Annotated in this window: 14 protein-coding genes; 6 read left to right on the forward strand and 8 right to left on the reverse strand. The window is 64.6% G+C overall.

Annotated elements, in window-relative coordinates:
- The first annotated feature begins 20 nt into the window (after positions 1-20).
- From P9L99_04970 to P9L99_04995, 6 genes are read left to right on the forward strand one after another with little or no spacing between them, the layout of a single operon-like run.
- On the forward strand, positions 21-1,253 hold the full coding sequence (locus tag P9L99_04970) for a radical SAM protein (protein ID MDP8222691.1): 1,233 nt from the start codon (positions 21-23) through the stop codon (positions 1,251-1,253).
- On the forward strand, positions 1,250-2,500 hold the full coding sequence (locus P9L99_04975) for an ABC transporter ATP-binding protein (protein ID MDP8222692.1): 1,251 nt from the start codon (positions 1,250-1,252) through the stop codon (positions 2,498-2,500). Before P9L99_04970 ends, P9L99_04975 begins: the two co-directional genes overlap by 4 nt.
- On the forward strand, positions 2,497-3,537 hold the full coding sequence (locus P9L99_04980; protein MDP8222693.1) for a radical SAM protein: 1,041 nt from the start codon (positions 2,497-2,499) through the stop codon (positions 3,535-3,537). The genes P9L99_04975 and P9L99_04980 overlap by 4 nt, the downstream gene beginning before the upstream one ends.
- A complete protein-coding gene (locus P9L99_04985; GenBank protein MDP8222694.1) occupies positions 3,515-5,077 on the forward strand; it encodes a radical SAM protein in 1,563 nt (520 codons plus the stop codon). The genes P9L99_04980 and P9L99_04985 overlap by 23 nt, the downstream gene beginning before the upstream one ends.
- A complete protein-coding gene (locus P9L99_04990) occupies positions 5,068-6,543 on the forward strand; it encodes a radical SAM protein (protein MDP8222695.1) in 1,476 nt (491 codons plus the stop codon). The genes P9L99_04985 and P9L99_04990 overlap by 10 nt, the downstream gene beginning before the upstream one ends.
- Positions 6,540-7,436 carry a GDSL-type esterase/lipase family protein gene (locus tag P9L99_04995; GenBank protein ID MDP8222696.1) on the forward strand — a complete coding sequence of 299 codons (897 nt, stop codon included), beginning with the start codon at positions 6,540-6,542 and terminating at the stop codon, positions 7,434-7,436. The genes P9L99_04990 and P9L99_04995 overlap by 4 nt, the downstream gene beginning before the upstream one ends.
- Here the strand turns inward: P9L99_04995 and P9L99_05000 are convergent.
- From P9L99_05000 to P9L99_05035, 8 genes are read right to left on the reverse strand one after another with little or no spacing between them, the layout of a single operon-like run.
- Entirely contained in the window at positions 7,405-8,475 is a 1,071-nt protein-coding gene (locus P9L99_05000; GenBank protein MDP8222697.1) for a glycosyltransferase, read from the reverse strand. The genes P9L99_04995 and P9L99_05000 overlap by 32 nt on opposite strands.
- Positions 8,420-9,937: an O-antigen ligase family protein gene (locus tag P9L99_05005; GenBank protein ID MDP8222698.1), complete on the reverse strand. Its 1,518-nt coding sequence runs from the start codon at positions 9,935-9,937 to the stop codon at positions 8,420-8,422. The genes P9L99_05000 and P9L99_05005 overlap by 56 nt, the downstream gene beginning before the upstream one ends.
- A 35-nt stretch (positions 9,938-9,972) precedes the next feature.
- Entirely contained in the window at positions 9,973-12,309 is a 2,337-nt protein-coding gene (locus tag P9L99_05010) for a methyltransferase domain-containing protein (protein ID MDP8222699.1), read from the reverse strand.
- Positions 12,306-13,388 carry a glycosyltransferase family 4 protein gene (locus P9L99_05015; protein MDP8222700.1) on the reverse strand — a complete coding sequence of 361 codons (1,083 nt, stop codon included), beginning with the start codon at positions 13,386-13,388 and terminating at the stop codon, positions 12,306-12,308. The genes P9L99_05010 and P9L99_05015 overlap by 4 nt, the downstream gene beginning before the upstream one ends.
- Positions 13,373-16,927 (reverse strand): glycosyltransferase, encoded by a 3,555-nt coding sequence (locus P9L99_05020; GenBank protein MDP8222701.1) that lies wholly within the window; start codon positions 16,925-16,927, stop codon positions 13,373-13,375. Before P9L99_05020 ends, P9L99_05015 begins: the two co-directional genes overlap by 16 nt.
- A complete protein-coding gene (locus tag P9L99_05025; protein ID MDP8222702.1) occupies positions 16,927-18,585 on the reverse strand; it encodes a glycosyltransferase in 1,659 nt (552 codons plus the stop codon). The genes P9L99_05020 and P9L99_05025 overlap by 1 nt, the downstream gene beginning before the upstream one ends.
- Positions 18,572-19,936 carry a hypothetical protein gene (locus tag P9L99_05030; GenBank protein MDP8222703.1) on the reverse strand — a complete coding sequence of 455 codons (1,365 nt, stop codon included), beginning with the start codon at positions 19,934-19,936 and terminating at the stop codon, positions 18,572-18,574. The genes P9L99_05025 and P9L99_05030 overlap by 14 nt, the downstream gene beginning before the upstream one ends.
- On the reverse strand, positions 19,933-21,303 hold the full coding sequence (locus P9L99_05035; GenBank protein MDP8222704.1) for an O-antigen ligase family protein: 1,371 nt from the start codon (positions 21,301-21,303) through the stop codon (positions 19,933-19,935). The genes P9L99_05030 and P9L99_05035 overlap by 4 nt, the downstream gene beginning before the upstream one ends.
- Positions 21,304-21,306: the final 3 nt, after the last annotated feature.

Below are 21,306 nucleotides of genomic sequence, written 5' to 3' on the forward strand. Positions count from 1 at the left end.
GCTTGTATAATGGAAGGATGATGGACCTGAACCAAGCGGCGACGCGTGCCCGCGACGCCCTGACTATCGAGGCCGAAACAAACGCCGGGGTGCGCGATTTGCTGGCCGTCGCCGAGGACGACGCGGCCGATCGACCCACCCGGCAGGCGGCGCTGCGCTTGCTGGGCGCGCTGGCCGGTGAGGCTTTCGTGGGGCCGCGCATTGTTCACCTGGACGTGGTGGGGGTGTGCAACGCCAACTGCATCTACTGCCGCGATCACTCGCCGTATATTCATGATCGCGAGCCGTGGCGAACCATGGAAATGCCCTACGAGATGGCGGCGCGGTTGGTGTCCGAAGCCGTGGAACTCGGCGCGGAGTTGCTGCCGCTGGTTGGTGCCGGCGAGAACCTGCTGCACACGCGCTTTGCCGATTTGATCGCGCTGATCAAGTCGCAGCCGGTGGAGTTCGAGGTTTATACCAACGGTCTGAACTGGACCGACGAGGTCATCGATCTGTTTGCCGATGCGCCCCGCGCGAAGGCGACATTTTCGCTCAGCGCCGCCACGCCCGCGACGTGGGCCGCCTTTCGTCCCGAGATGAGCCCCGACCTTTTCCTGCGCATCGAAGATTCGATGCGGCGCTTGGTAGCCCGGCGCGGCGCGGGTTTGCGGGTGGGCATCGTGCACGTGCTCAACCGGCGCAATGTGGGCGAGGTGCTGCCGATGATCCGGCAGGCGATCGACCTGGGCGTGGATGAAGTGCAGTACAAGCTCACGGAGATGAACGACGCGGCGTATCCTTTGAAATTGGGCGCGCCGGAGGTGGAGTCGATCCGCCTGGAAATCCGGGAGGCGCGGCGGCTGGCGGCGTTGGCGGGCGTGGATATCCACGACAACATCGAGTTTCAGTTGGATCACCTGGACGTGGAGACGGGGCTCTACACGCCGGGCCTGTACCGGCACCTTCCCTGCTTCGCGGGCTTCGAGATGATAAGGGTGCGACGCGACGGGGCGATCAGTTTCTGCTGCGGCTTGAAATTTTTCGGTTCGGCGAGCGAAATGTCGCTACGCGATCATTGGTTCGGGGAAGCGATGCGGGAGGCGCGGCGCGCGGCGTTGGCCATGCCGACCGGGGCGAATATGCGTCTGCCCGATGGCGGCATGCTCCACGACCCGCAATGCGATTTTTGTTACAATTACGTGTTTAACCGCGCGTACGCGGAAGCGGTCCAGGAAGCGGGCGTGGCGCATCTTTTGGCGGAGCGGCAATGAAGGCGATAGTCGTTCGAAACTTGACCAAGGATTACAAAATCTACAGCCGCCGCGGCCAGAAGGCCAAGGAACTGCTCACCTTCAACCGCCGCGATTTTCACGACACCAAGCGCGCGCTGCACGATGTCACCTTCGACGTGGCGCGCGGCGAGTGCCTCGGCATCATCGGCAACAACGGCAGCGGCAAGTCGACGCTGCTCAAAATCCTGGCGCGTACCTCGTATCCCACGACCGGAAAGATCGAGATCAACGGCGAGGTGAGTTACATTCTCGACCCCTCCACGGGCTTCAACCCCGATTTTTCCGGCCGCCAAAACGTGTACACCAAGTGCGCGCTGCTGGGTATGGATCCGGTCGAAACTGAAAAGCTGTTTCCGGTCGTGCACGAGTTTTCCGGCCTGGGGGAACGCATCGACCACCCCATCCGCACCTACAGCGCCGGGATGGTCGTGCGCCTCGGCTTTTCCGTGGCGATTCACGTGCCCTTCGACGTGCTGCTGGTGGACGAAGTGCTCTCGGTCGGCGACTACCTTTACCAGCGCAAGTGCATCAACGCGATTCGCCGGTTCAAGGAGCAGGGCAAGACAATCCTGGTATCGAGTCACAGCTTGTCGGACGTTTCGACCTTCTGCGATCGCTTGATTCTATTGCACGACGGCGCGATCGGCATGATCGGGCAGACCGATTCCGTCGTGAAAGCCTACATTGAGGATTGCGAGCAGCGTTACAGTCGCATCGAAACAGCCGATGTCGAGGATCCGATCTACGACGAAGTGCTTACCTGCTGCGTGGATCGGCTCGGCACGGTGACGATTCACGAGGTGGCGTTTTTCGGCGCCGACGGCAAGCAGACGACCGTGGTCGACAGCGGTACCGGCCTGACCATGCGCGTGCGATTCGAAGCCCACGAGCCGATCGACAACCCGTGCATCCGCGTGCAGTTCCTGCGCAACGACGGCCTGCTGGCGACCGGCTCCAACACCTATCGGCACGACCTGAAACTCGGCGAACTGCACGGCGTTTACGAAGCCGTCTGCCATTTCCCCCATTTCAACCTGCTCGAGGGCGACTACTACGCGAACATCGGCGTCTGGCCCGACGAGTTCCAAAGTTTCGTCGCCAAGACGCCTTTCGACATTCACGAGTACAACGACATCATCGCCGTGCGCAGCCACCGCATCGACGGCGGCGGCCTGGCCCGCGTGCCCTGCGCGTGGGACGTCAAGAAGCTCGAGGATGAGCCATGAGCGACGTGCGACGCGCCAACGCCGAGCGCTTGCGGCAGGAGCGCGCCCGCGGTGAAACCGTGCTGTCGGCCCGCCCCGTGGAACTGCAGATCGAGCCGACCAATCGCTGTCACCGCGCGTGCCCGACCTGCGCCCGGCATTTTTACGACCGCGCCGCCAACACCCCCGGCGATCTGACGCCCGCGCTGCTGGAGTTGATCGCGCCGCTGTTCGACACCGCCCAGCAGGTGCTCCTTGGCGGTTACGGCGAGCCGCTGCTGGCTGCCATCACCGAGGATATCCTGGGGCAGGCGAACGCCGCCGGTTGCCGCACGGCCATGATCACCGGCGCGGGCGATTTAGACGACGAGAAAGCCGCCATGCTGGCCGGTGTCGCCTTGGATGAAATCGTCGTGAGCGTCGATAGCGCTGACGATGCCGGCATGCGCCGGTGGCGCGGCATCACCCTGACGACGCTGCTGGCCAACTTGGAAAAGCTGCGCTCGCGACGGCCGGAGACTCGCGCGGCGTTCAACGTCACGGTGCACGTGAGCAATCTGGACGAACTGCCCGACATCGTGCGCGTCGCCGCCAAGCACGGCGTGGAACGCGTGGCGGTGTTTCATCAGAAGATCTATTCGGTCACGCAACGCGGCAGCAGCGTGTTGAGTATCCCGGAACACGCGGCGCGGCGCTTTGCCGAAGCCGACGAAGTGGCTGCCGAGGCCGGAGTTGAAATCGATCTGCCGCCCACGGCGGGCACGCGTCCTTGCGAGCAGCCTTATCGCATGTTGGTCTTTCGGCACGACGGCCTGGTGCAGGGGTGTTGTTCCGCGTTGTTCGAGTCGCACATCCCGCGGGTCGTGCTCGGCCGCTTGGGCGAGGATGATCCGCTCGCCCTTTGGAACTCGCCGGCGATGGTCGCGGCGCGCGCCGCCACGCTGGGTTGCGGCCCCAACGATTTTGCTTGTCACTCATGTCCGTTCCGCGTCTTTACGGCCGAGGCGCACGAACGCTTCCTGGACGTTGAAAATAATGACGACGCTTCGACTCTATAGCGACGGCCCGGCGGATCACGATCCGCAGTCGCCGTCGATGGCCTTTGCCGAGATCGTCGCCCGCCTGCGCGACGGCGCCGCGGCGACGGTCGTGCCCACGCCGAGCAACCTATGGCGCCTGGGCCGCGTCGCGCGTTTTGCGTTGTCGTTGCGCGGGCAAGGGACGGCGCTGCCGGACTTTGCGCCCGCCGGGCACGAGCGCCTGGGCAAGCCTTTCGCCGAACATCTCAAGAGACTGCGAACGCTGCTTGCCGACACGCCCGTAACGATCGGCGACGCGAGCGTCGAACTCGGTGAATTGCTGCAGACCTATGATGCGGCGTACACGCCCGGCACCCGCCCCAACCTGCTGCGCCTACTCGGCGCGCTGACCGATGGCTGCTTCATCGGGCCGCACACTTTTCACTTGGACGTGGCCAACACGTGCAACACGAACTGCATCTTCTGCGGTCTGCATTCGCCGCTGCTGGTCGAGCCAAGTCAGCCGACGCGCGGGCGACGTTTCACCGAAGGGTGGAAGACCCGGCGCGTGGACTTGCGGATTTTCGAAGACCTCGTACACGACCTGGCCGAGATCGGAACACGCGAAGACATCTTGTTTTCCGGCGAAGGCGAACCGCTGACCCATCCGGATTTCTTCGAGATGGTGCGCCTGGTGCGCGGCAAGGATCTGGCGCTGACCGTGTTTTCCAACGGCCTGGCGATCGACGACGCGGCGTCGGATTTGTTCGTGGATACGGACCTGAACATTCTGTATTGGTCGTTGTCGGCCGCTTCGCCGCAAACCTTCGCCAAGTTGCAGCCGGCTCACGGCCCGGAAAAGTTCGCGCCGATGCTCCAGGCAATTCGGGATTTGGCGGCCAAAAAAAAGGCGAAGAACCACAAGCCGTACATCATTCAGGCGCACGTGATCAATCGCATCAACGCCCACGAATGCGAAGCCGCGATGGACCTGGCGATCGACGTCGGTGTCGATGCGGTGCGCTATCAAGTCATGCATCAGTGCGGCGCGGGCATGGCGGATCTGCTGATCACGGCCGAACAATTTCGTGACGTGACGGCGCAGATCGATCGCGCACGGCTCAAGGCCGAGAAGCACGGCATCGAGATCGTCGCCAATATCGATTTCCAACTCGAACGCGTCGGCGACACCTTTACGATGCCCAGCGACGTGGCGCCCTTTCATTGGAGCCACGGCCTGTATGAGAACACCGGCTGCCTGGCCGGTTGGTTTTTCAGCCGCAGTTTCACCGACGGGCGCGTCAGTTTCTGTTGCCACGACAAGATCGTCGGCTCGCTGTTTCGCGGGCGTTTCAAAGACCTGTGGTTCTCTGAGCGGTACCGCAAGCTACGGCAGGCGGCGAAAGCCTTCGACCTGTCGGTCAATCCGGATTTGGTCGACGAGAGTTGCGGCGGGCCGCTGCTCGGGCCGGACTGCAGCTACTGCGGCAACTACGAATTCATCAATCAGGCGCTAAACGACCTGGACCGCTTGGGCATGCGGCATTTGTTGACGCGGGAGACGCCGCAATGGCCGTGACGCTGCTGGGCAACGGTCCGGAATTGCACGATCGTCTGGCGGGCGCGGCGGGCGATTTCTCACGCATCGAGCCGCTGTTGCCGACCGCCGACGAAGTGCTGGTCGCGGCCCGGCGGACCAACGTGTTTCACCTGGCGGCCATCACGCAATACGCGGTCGAGCGACGCGGCGGGCGTGTCGAGGTGCCACCGCTCGACCCACATCCCGTGTCCAACCTGCCGCAACGTTTCGGCCAACATCTATCGCTGTTGCAGCGCGCCGCGGCTCCCTATCAAGTGCGCGTGATGATCGACGACGCCGTCCTGCCGCAACTTCTCGCCCACGTCGCCTGCCGGGCCGACCCGCACAACGAAACCGATTTGCTGCGGGTGCTGGGCGTGGTCTGCGACACGGCGCTGGTCGGGCCTCACTGGTTCGTGTTCGAAGTGATTAACCGATGCAACGCCCACTGCCGCTTCTGCAACATTCATTCGCCCCGCCGTCAGCCGGCATCCGATTTTCTAAACGCGAAGTTGCCATTTGCCGTGTTTGAAAGCACTTGCCGCGACCTCGCCCGCATGGGCACCGACGGCGTGACGATTTTGGCCAACGGTGAACCGACGCTGCACCCGGATTTCGCGCGCATGATCACGACCGCGCGCGATTGCGGATTGCGGGTGAACTTCTTCACCAACGGCTTGCTGCTGGATGAGGCGAAGGCCGAGTTAGTCGTTCGCGACGAGGTCGATGAGATGTTCTGCACCGTCAGCGCGGCCACGCCGGAGACCTACGCCGAGTTGCACGGCGACGCCGGCGCGCCCGAGTGGCGCAAGCTGCTGGCGAATCTGCGGCGTTTGTTTGAGGTTCGGCGCCTCGCCGGGCACGGCAAGCCGACCGCGTGGATGGTCAATGTGATTTGCGCGCCCAATGCGCGGGAAATCCTGGCGATGGCCGACCTGGCGGGCGAACTTGGTTTCGACGGTTTCCGGCCGCAGCTATTGCGCGTCGATGACTACAACCGCGACCTCGCCCTGACGCCCGAGGATGTTGCCTACCTGCAAAGCGTGCAGGGCGAGCTGGAATCGCGGCTGGCGGCCAAGGGCGTGGAGCTTTGGGATTCCTATGCCCCCCAACTGCGGCATGCGGGCGACAACCCAGACCTGTGGTCGGGAGATGAGTTCATCGACCACGGGTGTTTCGTCGGCTACTCGCTGGGGTTGGCCAAGAGCAACGGCGATTTGTCGTTTTGCTGCACGGTCAAACCCGTGGCGAACCTGGCCGACGGGTCCTTCCGACAACATTGGGCGGGCGGCCTCTATCACCGCGCGCGGCTGAGCGCGAAGAACCTGCGCGTCGCGGGCGACCTGCGCCTGCTGGACGGCAAGACGCTCTACACCGAAGCCTGCCACCACTGCGACAACCACGACATCAATCGCCGTATGCACGAAATGATGGACCGTTACGACATGTGGAGGTTTCTGGCGTGAAGCGCCGCCTGCTTAAAATCTCCATGGCGATAGCGGTTTTGCTTGTTTTGCTGATCGCGGCGGAAATCGGCCTGCGCTCGATCGGCGTGGGGTATCGGGCCCTAGTGCAAACACCGCCGGCGCGCTTTTCGCCGCAGGCCCGCGTGCGCCTGCTGGCCATCGGCGACAGTTTCACCTTCGGCATCGGGGCGGACGGCCCGGCGAGCTACCCGGATCAACTGCAGCGCCTTCTCGACGAGGAATTCGGGCCCGGTGCGTGCGAAGTCATCAATTGGGGTCTGCCGGCGCAGAATAGTTCCGAAGCCCTGCTGGCGTTATCCGCCGCGTTCGAGAGCGGTATGCGGCCCGATTTCGTGCTCGTGGCGGTGGGCATCAACAACTATTGGAACTGGCACCTGGCGTCGGCTTTTCTGCCCGGCGATGAACCGCTGAGCCGCATTCACGCCGCGTTGTCCGGATCGCGCTTGTGGCGCCTAGCGGCGGTGGCGCTCAGTGGCGGGCCGATGGCGGCGGGACGGCTTTACGCCAAGAACGACGAGAGTGATCGCAACAGCCCGTGGTTCGCCAACATCCGCGATACCAATCCGCCGTGGCTGAGCGCGTGGATCGCGAGCGATCTGAGCGGGATGCGCGATGTGTGTCTGCAGCACGACGCGCGACCGGTGTGGATCAACTACCATGCGCCGAGCCCCGCCACCTTCGCGGCGTGGAGCCGGTTTGCCGACGATCCCGATGTACTGTTGGTCGACGCTCGTTTTGACAAGCCCGATCCCGCCCTGCTTTCCGCCGACAGGTGGCACCCGAACGCCGCGGGTTACGCCCGCGTCGCCGCTGTTATCGCCGAAGCACTGCGGGGTGAAATCACGGCTCGTCGGGCAGGCGAAAACCGGTAGTACGGGCGAATATCTCTTCCCAGCGACGGCCCATCTTTTCATCGGCAAACAGATCCCGCTGACGGCCTTGCGACTCCCTTCCCATGACGACGGCGCGGTCGGGATCGGCCAGCAGTTCGGCCATCGCAGCCGCGAGTTCGTCGGCGTCGCCGGGGTGATACGACAGGCCGGTGCGCCCGGGTTCGAGGTAGTCGCGGACGCCCAGCACGTCGGCGGCGACAACGGCCTTACCGACGGCCATGCAAAACAGGATCGAAAGCTGGCCGAGGCTCTGCCCGCGTTCGGGCAGCGGCAGCACGACGAAGCGCGTGGTTTCGACTTCGTCCTGCAGGCGCTCGAGGGGCATGTAGGGCACGAACTCGACGCCCGACGGCACGGGAACGTTGTCGCGTTCGGCGGGCGGCAACTGCTCGCGGCCGATGATGCGCAGGGGCGGCGGCTGGTCGAGCTTGGCATATGCCCGCAGGAGTGTGGCCCAATCGCGAAACGCCCGCCCGTGTTTGCCCAGGGCGAGGATCGGCCCGTCGCAGCCGGCGGCGAAGTCGTGTCGTTTTTCGTACGCGCCGATGCCGATGGGTACGTAGCTGCGGCGGTGACGAAGGAACGGAAGGTGGCGGTCATAGTAGGCCGTCTGGCCGGAGGCGGCGTAGACGAGGTGGTCGATGCGCCGCGCGGCGAAGCGCACGAGGCTCAGTTTCGCGCCGGCATTCACGCGGCCCATGGTTTCCACATCCAGGATGATCAGCTTGGTGCGCATCCAAAAACACACGCGCAGCAGCAGGGCGAAGGGTAGTCCGCTTTGGGTCGAAAAGGCGACGACGGCATCGTAAAACGGCGCGAGGAATAAGGCGACGAGTGGTTGAAGAATGTAAAATTTCAGCCGCTGCTTTTCGAAGCGGGTCCAGGCGCCGAGGTTGAAGGTGCCGAAAAAGCGCACGCGGGGGCGGCTGCGCCAATGGGCGAAGAAGGCGTATTGCGCCGTGTTACGGGCGGTGTGCGGCCAGTTCGCCAGGAACAGAATTCGCGGGGGGCGCGGCATCGGCCTTCTCTTGCTCCTTACGCACGAGGTTGTACAAAATCACGCTCAGCGCGAACGGTGTGACCGAGATGTACGGCTCCTCCATGAAATACTCGTGAAAGAACCAGTAAATCGCCAGCGCCGCGAGGTACATCGCGGTACCGGAGGAGAATAATCGGATCAGCTCATCTCGCGTGTGGCGAAAGGCGTAAAGCAGGTTGCGCAGCGCCACGTAGATCAGGAACAGGAAAATCGGAACGGAGAAAATTCCCTGCTCGGCCAGCATTCGCCCGTATTCGTTGTGGACCGGCACCGTCTCGGGCATGTTCCACTGGCTGGCCACGTCCCAACTGAGTTCCCGCCACGGCACCGGGTACTTTTGCATGAACTCCCACGATCGCAGTTCGTAGGTGCCCACGCCGATACCCAGCACGGGGTGTTCGGTGAAGGCGCCCAGCGCGTTCCAAAGGAAGAAAAGGCGGTCCATGTAGACTTCGTCGTCTTTGTCGCTGAAGCGTTGAGCGAGCGCGCGCCTGGCGTCATCCGGGATGGCCATGGTGATGGCGCCGACCATCACCACCGCCACAAGGAGCCCGGCAATACTGGCCAGCACCGCTTGCCGGCGCCGCTCGAAAACATGAAATAGCAGGATGTAGAAAAAGCTCAAGGCGATGGCGATACGAGTCAGGCTGACGAAAATGCCCACGACAAAGGGAACCAACAGGAGCGCCCAAGTCCGGCGTTTGAGTACCCGCCCGGAAAGCATACCCGCCACGACGATGGCAAGCGGCCCCATCAGGAACATGGCATAGCGCGGCCCGATCTGGAAGGTGCCGGAGGCACGCCGCACGCCGCCGACGCTGTAGGCATCGATGATCGAAACCCAGGTGCGCGCGATATAAAATTTCGGCGACACGAAGGTTTGCATCGCGCCGAGAATCGATTCGAGCACGCCCCAGGCGATGAAAATTACGAACAGCCATTTGATTTGGTTGCGGTCTTCGATGCTCACGACCAACACAGAAAACAGCGCCAGCGCGAGGAGAAAGTACTTCATGCCCGGCCAGGACGCCCCCACGATCATCACGGAATTCAGCAGGCTGTAAGCGCACGTGAACAGATACAAGCCGAACGCAAGAAAGACGGTGTTGTAGCGCGGTATCTTGCGCCGGACGACGACCACCACGAAATAGTAGGCAAAGCCGATCAGCGTCAACACGGTGATCACGCGCAGGCTGCGACCCAGCAAGTTGACCCAGTAAATCGGAATAAGCGCGAACAGGCTGTAGCTAAGCAACACGGGCCGCCGCATCAAAAAGAGCACCGCGAACAGCACGACCACGAAACCGATGGCGTAATAGTGGTTCTTGTTGACGAAGAGATAAAGCAGTACCACCGCGCCGGTCATCATGACCAACACATCAAAAACCTGCCGCGGCACGCGCGTCAACGCCTGGCTACCGGCTTCGACGCCGCGGTCCATCAAGGAATCGGTTCGCGTTCGTAGTTCGTTAAGCCTCATAACACCCGTTTCTCACGTATTTCGCGCGGCGCATAGCCCGCAAAGGGGGCGTCGTCACGTACGGCCAGCAAAACGCCGCCGTCACCGCATCCGAATAAATCCAGTAAACGCACCAGCGGCCGGACAAGCAAGTGGACCCAACGCTTTTCGTCCAACCGCCGCGCCGCTTTGGCCCACCGCCCGTCGGCGGCGAAGTAGGCGAAGCTTCGCGTCCACGATGTCGTGCTCGAAACATTCAAGACAGCCGTGACGCGAAAACCGGCGGCCCGCAACGCACCGGCCAAATTCTCGCGTCCGAACAAGTGGTAGTGGCGCGGTTGGTCGAGCGGATACCAATATTCGCCGGCCAGGTGCGGTAACAATCCGTCGGCCAACGGCGTGGTCACCAGCAGAACGCCGTCCGGCGTCAACAGTTCGCGCGCCGCACGCAGCGCCGCCATCGGGTCGGGCAAATGTTCGATCACGTGACGGATGGTCACCGCGTGATAACGCCCGGTCAGTTGTCCGGCCGCCTCGGGGAAGGTGCCGGTCACCACTTCCAGACCGCGAGACCGCGCCCGCTCGGCCGCGGCGGCGTCGAATTCCACCCCCGCGACGCGCCAACCGTGCGCTTGCATCTCCAGCAGGAAATCGCCGGAAGCGCAGCCCACATCGAGCAGTCGCCGGCCCTGCCCGGCCACCGCCAGCGGGTTAAAACGCGCCGCAACCGTCAGCCCAAAGAGCCGCGCCGGTAGGTCGCGCAACGTGCGGCCCCAGCCGGCCTGACCGGGCCCAGGTCGACCGTCGAGCTGTCGCCGCAGCCACCGTTCACGCAACGCGAACGTACGGCCTCGGCCGGTGGCGGGCGGTCGCTCGCTGCCGTAGACCGCGTAGTCTTCCGGATAATACGCGCCGATCGCGCCGGGTGTGACGCGCGGTTGTTGACGCCACAGACCGCAACCGGGACAGCGCACTACGGAAAAGCGGCCGGGCAGCCCGTGCAGTCGGTCGGGCACGCGCCACATGAGCTCGCCGTCGGGTTCGCCGCAAAGCGGGCAGCGGATCGTTTCCAACGGGCCGAGCGTTTCTTGCGAAGAACGGCCGGCGGCCTCCTCGCGGCGCAACTTGCCACGGTCGTACAACAACTTGATGCCCAGCAGAACGCTTTCGGCGAGCCGCACGATCAACTTGGTCCAAATCGCGCCGTACACACCCCAGCGAACGATGAAGAAAGGAAGCATGATGATGATCGCCAGCGGCCGGAGCAAACTAGCGAGGTAGAACGTGCGATGGAAGCGCTCCTGGCTGAGGTAGAAGGTCTCCAGATAAATGAGCGCGACAGAGATAAGCGCCGACCAAATCATCCATTTGGCCAGCGGAATCGTTTCCGGATACTTGGGGAAAACCACACGCATGAACGGGTCGACCAGCACCGTGCCCGCCACACCGGCGACGGCCAGCAAAAGAACCATCGGCCCAAGTCGCATGAGAAAGCGCGTCGCCACCGCCGCGCCCGACACCTTCACGGCGCGCGGAAAAACGAGCTTGTTCAGAAACACACCCAGCGAACGGATCGGCTCGCTGAGGCGAAAGGCGAGTTCGTAGGCGGCCATCGTCGTCAAACCGAGTGTGGCGCCCACGATGATGCGGTCGAGATGGTAACTGATGCCGCCGACGATGCCGACCAGGCTCAGGTTCCAGCCGAAACTGTGAAAGTCGTGGTCGACTTCCTCGTTGCGTAACACGCGCCGCTTGACGGCGGTCAGGCCGATGTAATTGCCCACGCCGCGGGTCGCCATGTTCGCCAGCAGGATCAGCGGAAACGGTTGCTGCGTGGCAATCGCCAGAATCGTCGCAGTGGCCACCGCGCATTGAATGCCGCTGTGCACGACCACGTACATCCCGAATCGTTGTTTGCCGAACAACACGCTGCGGTAGTCGTCCATCGCGTAGGCAATCGGGAACATGACCGCGGCGACCATCGCGCCCTTGGCCAGCGAGGGTTTGCCGACCAGGTAAAGAACAGCGGCGACCACGACCAGCAAACCGGAAGCGATCGTGCCCGCTTTCATGCGGCGGCGCATGCCGACGGCCAACGCGCCGTCGTGTCCGCGGGCGGCCGAGCGCTGAATTGCCTGGCTGACTCCCGGCAGCGCAATCAGCGACAGCGTGCCGACGATGGCCATGATGTAGCCCCACCCACCGTAAAAGGACTTCGGGGCGTAATTGGAAAAGCACCATGTCGTGGCGAAACCGGCGGCCATCATCATGGCTTGGTCGACCAGCAACAGCGAGCCGCCCGACAGATAGTAAGACAGGTCGAGCCCCAGGCGATCGGCGAGCCGACGCATCATGCCAACGCCTCCCGCCATGTCTCCTCCACCGTTGTGGCCCATTGCTGAATGTCGAGATGCTCGCGCACGTGCCGCGCCGCCGCTCCGCCCAGGCGCGCCGCTGTTGTCGGTTCACGGCTCAGCCGCGTCATCGCGCGGGCCAGCGCCGGGACGTCGCCGGGCGGCACGAGCAGGCAGTTTTCGTCGTCCCGCAGACCGTAGCCGCCGGTGATGGCTTGCGTTTGCGAAACGATTACGGCGCGCCCCGCGGCCATGGATTGCAGCAAGCTGATCGTGCCGCCGCTGTAATTGTTTTCGCGCACAGGCAAGATGACAAAGGGCGCGCGGCGCAAACGCTCGCGCAGTGCGTCCACCGGTTCCGAAGCGTGCAAGCGGACGTTTCGCGGCACGGCCAAACCGCGCACGAGATCCGGATTGGTCACGACGTCCAGTTCAGTTTCCAACTCGGCGGCGGCGGCGAAAAGCGCGGGCCAATCGCGGCGGTGGTCCAGTCCGAAAGCCAGCGGCGCACCGGGACCCGGCGGCGTGGCGGCGAAGAAGTCGGTCTCGACTCCGAAGGGCACAAAGCGCACGAGGCCGGGCGGCAAATGAAAGACGCGGGTGAGCGCTGCGGCTTCGGCTTCGGCGTACACCAAGATTCGGCGGGCACGCAGCAGCAGCTTGCGGTACATCCAGTAAATCACGCCGGCCGGCTCACCGAAGGTTTCGGCCAGACCGATGGAACTGTAGACGACCGGCGTGTCAAACAGGCCGAGCGCCTGCAGAAAAAGCACCGGGAGGCCCGAGCTGTCGGCCGTGGCGAAAATGAGGTCGACTTCGCGGCACAAGCGGCGCACACGCCACGCTTGTTTCAGATGAAACCCCGTGCGGCGCCCGCCGCGACTAAGCGCATTATCCACGCCCTTGAGCAGACGCCCGCCGAAGTAACTCCCGAAGCCGAGATCGGTCGTGACCACGTCCCAGCCGCGCGCGCGCAGAGTGCGCGTCCCGTAGAGCAACTCGTCGGGGCAGCACCCGGCTTCCGCAGCGGCAAATCGTTCGCCGCGCGGTCGATTGAAAAGGGTCAGAACGCGCGCCATCGTCCACCCCTTTCCGCCGCCTGCCACAGCAGATCGACTTCGCGATCGAGCAAGCGCGCCAAGTCGTATTGTTGTTCGGCGGCGAGTCGCGCGCCGCGCTGCAACCGCGCGGCCAGTTTCGTATCGGACAACACCCGCTCAATCGCCGCGCACAACGCCTCCGCCTGCGAAGCCACCAGCAAGCCGTTTTCGCCATCGACGATGACGTCACGGATACCCGGCGCGTCGGTGCCGATGCACACCAAGCCCGAAGCCATCGCCTCGACCAGCGCCTTGGGATGCCCTTCGACGCGGCTGGGCAACACGAAAATGTCGGCCTCGCGATGCAGCGCGGGCAGGTCGCAGTGCGGCACGACGCCGCGCAGTTCGACATCGAGACCCGCGTTTCCCGCCTGTTCGATCAGCGCCGCCTCACCCTCACCCTGCCCCGCCACAACCAGCCGCACGCTCTCGCGCAGCGGCGTCAGGGCTTCGACGAGCAGGGGCAGGTTTTTCTGAGCGGTCAAGCGGCCGACGAAAAGCACGACGTGTTTGCCGGTAGTTCGCGTTTTTTCTCGCGGCTGGAATTGCTCCAGGTCGACGCCGTTGGGAAGCAGTTCGATTTTCCGGTGCGTGATGATCTGCTGCACGCGATCCAGCAGCGCGGGCGTGGTGACGATCACCCGGTCGGCGAAATACAACGCCACGCGTTCGAGCACGTCGAGGTAAAAGCCGTAGAGGCGACGGCCCTTCACGCGCATGAAATCGCCGTACAGGTACCCGTAGGTCGTTACGTAGGGGACGCGAAACAGCAAGTGCGCCACGATCGCCGGCAGTGCCGCGCCGGTTTGCATCACGCGCAGCAGCGCCAGCCGCCGAAATTTCGCCGCATGCAACAGCGGCATCAGCGCGGCGTAGATCGGTCCTTTCCACTGCGGCCGCCCCGGCACAAAGACGGCATTATCGTAAGGCTGCGCGCGATCGTCGCCGTAGCTGAAAACGTAGGTCCGATCGAAGGCGGCAGAGTAGCGCATGACGTATTGATCGACGAAACGGCTCTCCTGCCCTTCCCGCCGCATCATCGCGAGGCTGTCACCCGAGTTGAGCAACACGCCAAGCGACATGGCGCGCCGGGCCGCTCGCGTGCGGCGCATGGCGTCTTCGGAATCGGCCGCGCTTTGCGACCACGTGAAGTGCTCCGTCGCGTGACGCCGTGCCGCAGCGCCCATGGCGAGCCGGCGTTCGTCTTGTTCGAGCAACTCCTCGATGGCGGCTGCGAACACGCCGGGATCCTCGACCCCCGCGACGCGCCCTGTTTCACCGTCGCGCACGATTTCCGGCAGGCTGCCGCGATCGCTGACCACCGGCGGCACACCCGCCGCCATGGCTTCGGCGACGGCCAGTCCGAACCCTTCGTTCAAGCTGGGAAAGGCGAAAAGGTCCATCGCGCTCAGGGCCGCGGCCTTTTCCTCATCGAGCAAACGCCCGGCGAACACGACCGCATGCTCCACTTCCAGCCGCCGCGCCGTCGTCTCCAATTCCTCCCGCTGCGGACCCGCGCCGACGAGCAACAACTGCGCGTCTGCCCGTTTGCGGTACACACGGGCGAACGCTTCCAGCAAGAAGGCGAGGTTTTTGCGCGGCTGCAACGCGCCGATGAAACCAATGACGGGCCCCTCCCGCAAGCCGAAGCGTTTTCTCGCGTCCTCCCGCGATTCCGGCGGCGATAAATCCTCCGGCGTTCCTTCGACGATGCGGTGGATGCGCAGAGGATCAATCCGGAAGGTTCGCGCCACGTCTTCCGCCGTCGCCAGGCTGGGCACGAGCAAGCCGTCAAGTCGCCGGGCCGTCCATCCCACCACGGCGTTTTCGAGACGGCGGTCGTGATCGATGTGGTGGATCACGCCGATGGTCGGCAGCCGTAACAAGCGCGCGGCGAGGATGAGCCCCGGCCCCATGTGGAACAGGTCGCCGATGCGAAGTAGATCGAAGCGCCGACCGGAACGCGCCCCGATGCGCCAGGCCCCGGCGAAGAACACGAGGTTGGACAACAGCGCGCCGAGCTTGTACGTGCGCCGAATGGGCAGCACGCGGACATCCCAGTTCGGCCGTGGTTCGTGTTCGGTGTGAAACGCGAGCGGAATCGTACACTCGACGCCGCGGTCGGCGAGCGCCTGCAAATTCTTGACATGAAACATGCCGCCGCCCTGCGTCGTCTGTTCAGTCAGGCTGGTGGCGGGCGCGAGAACTCTTAGCGGCCGAGCCGGTCGATTCAGGTTTTCGTAGAGCCGCAGCAACTCGTCAAGCGGCGCATCGCCGATGGCCGCCTGCTTATGTTGTCCGGCCAGTCCCATGCGCCGCGCCAATTCCGGATCGTCCAACAGCCTCGCGACGGCGGCGGCCAAAGCGTCGGGATTTCCGCGCGGCACGAGCAAGCCGGTTTGGCCGTCGTCCACCAACTCTAGATTGCCGCCCGTGGCGGTGGCGACGATGGGCTTGCCCGCCGCCATGGCTTCCAGCGCGGTGCGGGCGTAGGGCTCCGGCCAGCGTGAGGGCAACACGAACACGTCGGCCAAGCGCATCAGCGCGACAACCTCGCCGTGCGGCAACGGCCCGGTGAACACCACACCGTCCAGCGCCGTATCGGGCGCGTGTTCGCGACGGCCCACCACGACCAATTGCGCGTTCGGGTGCGTTGTGCGGATCGAGCCCCATGCCTCGGCCATCTCCGCGGCGCCCTTGCCCAGCGACCAGCGACCGACGAACAGCACGAGGGGGCCGTCGAGTTGCCAGCGGCGTTGCAAGTCTTCGGGGGCGGCGGCGTCGCCGAAGTCGCCCGGCAGATTGTGTACGACAACGTTTTCCCACGCGCGCAATCCCGCGTTCTCGTATAAGCGACGCGTGCCGTCGGAGACGAACACCGCCGCGTCGAGATCGCTAAAGGCCGCGACGTGGCGGCGTCTTGCCGACCACTCGATTTCCCGCCGCGCGTGGTAACGCAGGCGCTTGGCGAAGGGCATGGCCGGTTCATACTCGGCAAGATACTCGCGGGCGCAGGCGCGGAACGAGCGGCGATCGGCGTGCGGCGCCGGAGCATCATGCCGGTGCAGGCAAATTCCCGCCGGGCAAAGCACGCGATAATCCCGCACGGTGAACACGACCGGCACGCGAATCGCCCGGCACGCCCGCTTGGCCGGCACGAGCATCCCCAGCCCCTGCACGTGAACGACGTCCGGGCGGATGTGGCGCAGTTCGCGCCGCAAGCGATAGGTCAGCACGCGTTCGGTGATGGGGTTGCCGAACACGTAGCTGGGAAACACCTGGGGCGCGCCCTTCATGCGACGGGCGAAGGGCAGACGATGAACGGTGATGTGCTTCGCGGCGAGTTCGCGGTCGATTTTCTCGGTTTCGGCAAGCGTGTCCTCGGCGGCCAGATCGAGCGTGACGAGCGACACGCGCACGCCGCGGGCCGCCAGCCGCTCGGCCAAGACGAGGGTGCTCCACTCCGCGCCGCCGGGGCCGTGGGGAATAAAATATTCGGTCACCAAGGCGACGTGCATCACGATTCCACCTTGTGGGCGACGATGCGAAAGCCGGTGCTTTCCGCGGGCCGCCGGAGCGCGCGCCGTCGCTTGCGGGCGGCGAGCCGGGCATACAACGAGAGGCTGAACGCGCCGAGCAGGTCGAACCACGGGGCCGCCGGGGTATCGACGACGATGGGTTCCTCGCGATCGACGCGGAATCCGGATTGGCGCAACAGGGCGTAGAGGCCGTCGCGGGTGTACTCAATTTGGTGCGTCACGTCGGCGAAGAACGGCAGGCCGACGCGGCGAAAGCGCCTTTTCCACGGCGTGTCGGCGTTGGGCGCGGTCAGCAGCAACACGGCGTCGGTTTTCATCACGCGGCGGATTTCGGCGAGCAGATGATGGTGGTCGTCGAGGTGCTCGATCACGTCGAAGGCCAGGACGCGGTCGAACACGCCTTCGGCAAAGGGGAAGCGGCGGTTGGCGTCGGCTTCGATGACCGTCGCTTGTTTGTCGCCCTCCCAACCGAGCCGAAAACGGGCGTGGCCCAACGCTTTCGGATCCACGTCCATACCCACAACGGTCAGCCCCTGCCGCGCGGTGAAGTGCGTGTGCGCGCCGACGTTGCAGCCCACATCCAGCGCCAGGCTGCCGCCCTCCAAATCGCCCGCGTACCAGTAGTGGTCGCGCGATTCGGGCAGCAAATGTTTCGGGTGCAGGAGTTTGGGGTGCTTGCGCGTGAGCACGACGACCCGCGGCGCCAGCCGTCCGGCCATCGACCCGCCTAGTCGCAGCGCGCGCCATGCCGTCCGCTGCAGCAAGCGAATCCCGACCCGCCCCGCTTTGGTGGGTTCGATACCCCGCGAACCGGCGTAACGCCCCAGATTGATCGCCAGCCGGCGGCGGACCGCGACAATCAGCCAACGCCACGAGTCGCCGCGACGCATGACCGTCCATTTGTCGTAGGCCGACCCGGCCAACAGGTCCCACATCAAGCGATGAACGCGGTAGCGCGGATTGTGCGGGTCGATCATTTCGCGCGCGGCGGCCTCGCCGTGAAAGCGGCGGAGCAGTTGCGCCGGGGTTTCGTTGTGGCTGTGGTAGCAGGCCGCGTCCGGCGCGTAGACCAGGCGTCGCCCAAGGCCCAAACGACGCCGCGCCCACAGCACGTCTTCGGAATACGGCAGCGTTTCGTCGAAGGGCTCAGCCTCCCACGCGCTGCGACGCACGCAACTGTTGGCGTTAGAGAAGCCCGGCAGCCGACCATCGAAAAGAAAGCGTCGCTCGGTGCCGTACTGGCGCAGCAAGCCGCGGCGATCAAAGGGATTGCAGTCGGTGTGCGGCAGCGTCTTGCCGACCACGCCGTCCACGAGCGGATCGGTAAAGGGACGCGCCAGGTTGCGCAGCCAATGCCGATCGAGCGGGCGGGCGTGCGCCGATAGGCTCGCGACCAAGGGGGCGGTGGCGGCGGCAAAGCCGAGATTGAGCGCGCGGCCGTACGAGAATTCGGCCTTTTCTATTTGGACCAGCTTCGCCGGGAACCCGCCGACGATCTCCAGCGTGCCGTCGGTGCTGCCGGAGTCGACGACGATCACCTCGGGCTCGATGTCGCGCTGGTCGAAAACGGCGCGCAGGGTATCGGCCACGTGCGCCGCTTCGTTGTAGGTGCGAATGACGACACTAACCTTCGTCAACCGTTTTGTCCTCAGCCTGGGGGCGAACCTGCAGTGATACGTCCTTGAACCACACGCGGCCCACGGCTTTGTCTTCACCCCCAAAACGCCGCAGTCGCACATGTAGCATCCGCAACCCGGCGGGTACGGTCAACTCGGTCTCCACGGTGACGAATTGCCCGTCGCTGACCGGCCAGGATTTCGTGGGCCGACCGCCCACATAGCAGCGGGCCACCGCGGCAAAGATCTTCGCTTCGTAAGGATGCACGACCTCGACGCCGAAGGTTTCGTCGGGAACGAAGCCGTCCACCTTGACCTCGGCGCGCAAGCGATATCGGGCGCCGGGTTCGACGGGTACGGCCTGCCGAACGTGGTACCAGTTGCCGGGTCCGCGGTGGAATACGACCCGCAACGCGCCGCCGTCCGCATCGGTCTCGCGGATGGTCTCCACGCCGGGCACCTTCGTTTCGCGCCACGGGTGCAGCAGCCTGGCCGAATCGGCCGTGAAGTCGCCGTCGGCCACCGCCTCGCCGGGCGCTTGATCCAACGGCGTTTGATTGTGATACGCCAAGGTGCGCGCCCAGGCATCGGCCGCCGCGTCGAAACGCCATTGCGCGAAGAGGTAATCCGCCAGTCGCCGCCACGCGTCGGGCCGGTCGGGGATCGCCTTGCCCACCAACGGCATGGCTTCCGGATGACCCAAGAGCCGCCCGGCCACGTGTTCGATGCCGTCGAGCTTGAAGCGCAAGGACCGCCAGTAACAACGCACCGCGAACGTGTTGTCGTTGTGTTCGAGGGCCAAGTCGCCCGCGGCGCGCCACAAGCGGGGATCGTCGGGATCGTAGGCAAGGCCCTTTTCCAACGCGGGCCGCCATTGTTGATCCCACCCGGTTGCGGAATCGGGCGCGAGGGCGATTTCAGCCGCGACCCGCCACACGCGGGCGCCGGAGATGATTTGGTTGGCCGCGATGGCACGGTCATAAGCGGCGATGGCGGCGCGCAGCATTAAGGTTCGATGCGCCTTGCTTTGCGCGTCGAGTTCGAGCCCGAGGCTCTCCACCAAACGCTGCCGCACCAGCAACGTGGGCGTAACATCGGCCACGGCGAGGCGATGCAGGTTTCGGCCGAGGTGATACCAAAGGTCGGCGTCCCGCGGCGTGCTTTGAAGGGCATTGAGCAAGCGTCCGATTTCGTGAGCGAGTTGGCGATCGGACAAGGTGTTGGCGTTGGCGCGAACGGCCCGGCGCTGCATCGCAACATCGTGCTCCGCCGCGGCGCTGTCCAGGGTGAACAACACCTTCGCGGCCAACAGGACAAAAAGCGTCGCGCTGATCAGCAATACGGCCACCGCTCGCGGAGTTACGCGCGTCATCGCGTCATCCTCCGGTTGCCGGCCAGGTAGGCCACACCCAGCAGGGCGAATAAGCAGATGCGCACGCCGGGGATTTGCAGCGGGAAATCCACGAGGCTATGGAACAACACCGCCACCACGCCAGCGATTGCGCCGACGGTCATGGACCGCGCGAAGTTGCTGCGTCGGCCGGCGAACGCGCGAGTGGCGGCGAGCAAAGTCCAGAACAAAGCTGCGGCGAAAGCCAACAAGCCCGCGAGGCCGGTTTCGGCCAGGAGTTGAATCGGGTCGCTGTGGGCCGCGTTGTAGCGCACGAGAATGCCGGTATCGGGGATGAGGCGGAAATGATCTTCGAAGGTGCCGGCACCGACGCCGAAAAGCGGACCGTGCGCGGCCACGCGTAACCCGACGAGCCATGCCGCGGGGCGGGCATCGGCGGTTTGCACCTCTTCGGGTAATTGCGCGAAGCGGTCGACGATCGGCTCCCGGCTTACCCACACGGCCATGGCGACGGTCAACACGGCGATCAGGGCGATCATGATATCGAAGGCCTTGCGCTGCTTGCGACCCACCAGCCACCAGGCGACCGGCAGCCCGGCGATCACCACGCTGGCCAGGCCGCCCCGGCTTTTCGAGAGCACCAAGCCGAGCATACAGATCGCCGCGAGAAAGAGCACCATCACGAGACGTTCGATTTGCCCTTCTTGGCGTTCGGCGGTGGCGATTTTGCCGCGGCGGTACAGCCCGAGAGCCAACCCCGCGCCCAGTCCCAGGGCCATGAAGGCGGCGAAGTGGTTTCGGTTGATGAAGGTTCCGGTCACGCAGCCTCGGTACGCGAGCTTCGGCAGGTTCCACACCATCTCGCGGCCGGTGATGGTTTCCACCAAGCCGTAGAGCGCGGTCAGCGCCGCCAGGAAGAATACGACGCCGAGCAAACGGCGTATCTGACCGCGCATGTCGTAGCGCAGGGTGACGGCGGCAAAGACCGCTACCGGCGGTATCCACGAAATCAGCGCCCACAACGTCGCCTCGGGGTTCGGCGTCAGGCGGGACCACGCGCCTTCGGCGGGCCAGCCCGCCAACCACGTGACGACGGCCGAGGGCAAAGGAATTAACTGCACGATATGTACGAGGCCGAAAGCGGCGAACAAGACCAACGCGGGCCAGGGTTCCGTGTAGACCAGCTTGCGACGCGAGACGGCCTGCGGCGCGCCATGCCGCCATCGTTCGAAAAGCACGAGCGCCAAAAGCGCCACGCCGAACAGATTGATGAGGCTGCTGAATAATCGACTTTTGCCGCCGAAGGCCAGGACGGAGAAAACAACCAGGGCCAGAACCAGGGCCTCGGTCAAGGCGGCAACAGCCCGCTCGCGCTCGTTGCGGACCACGGC

Origin of the sequence: Candidatus Lernaella stagnicola (genome assembly GCA_030765525.1) — a bacterium.
Lineage (GTDB): Bacteria > Lernaellota > Lernaellaia > Lernaellales > Lernaellaceae > Lernaella > Lernaella stagnicola.

What these genes read in the sequence shown, in the direction of transcription:
- P9L99_04970 (MDP8222691.1), top strand. Translation starts at nt 21, where the DNA reads ATGGACCTGAACCAAGCGGCGACGCGTGCCCGCGACGCCCTGACTATC.
- P9L99_04975 (MDP8222692.1), top strand. Translation starts at nt 1,250, where the DNA reads ATGAAGGCGATAGTCGTTCGAAACTTGACCAAGGATTACAAAATCTAC.
- P9L99_04980 (MDP8222693.1), top strand. Translation starts at nt 2,497, where the DNA reads ATGAGCGACGTGCGACGCGCCAACGCCGAGCGCTTGCGGCAGGAGCGC.
- P9L99_04985 (MDP8222694.1), top strand. Translation starts at nt 3,515, where the DNA reads ATGACGACGCTTCGACTCTATAGCGACGGCCCGGCGGATCACGATCCG.
- P9L99_04990 (MDP8222695.1), top strand. Translation starts at nt 5,068, where the DNA reads ATGGCCGTGACGCTGCTGGGCAACGGTCCGGAATTGCACGATCGTCTG.
- P9L99_05000 (MDP8222697.1), bottom strand. Translation starts at nt 8,475, where the DNA reads ATGCCGCGCCCCCCGCGAATTCTGTTCCTGGCGAACTGGCCGCACACC.
- P9L99_05005 (MDP8222698.1), bottom strand. Translation starts at nt 9,937, where the DNA reads ATGGACCGCGGCGTCGAAGCCGGTAGCCAGGCGTTGACGCGCGTGCCG.
- P9L99_05010 (MDP8222699.1), bottom strand. Translation starts at nt 12,309, where the DNA reads ATGATGCGTCGGCTCGCCGATCGCCTGGGGCTCGACCTGTCTTACTAT.
- P9L99_05015 (MDP8222700.1), bottom strand. Translation starts at nt 13,388, where the DNA reads ATGGCGCGCGTTCTGACCCTTTTCAATCGACCGCGCGGCGAACGATTT.
- P9L99_05020 (MDP8222701.1), bottom strand. Translation starts at nt 16,927, where the DNA reads ATGCACGTCGCCTTGGTGACCGAATATTTTATTCCCCACGGCCCCGGC.
- P9L99_05030 (MDP8222703.1), bottom strand. Translation starts at nt 19,936, where the DNA reads ATGACGCGCGTAACTCCGCGAGCGGTGGCCGTATTGCTGATCAGCGCG.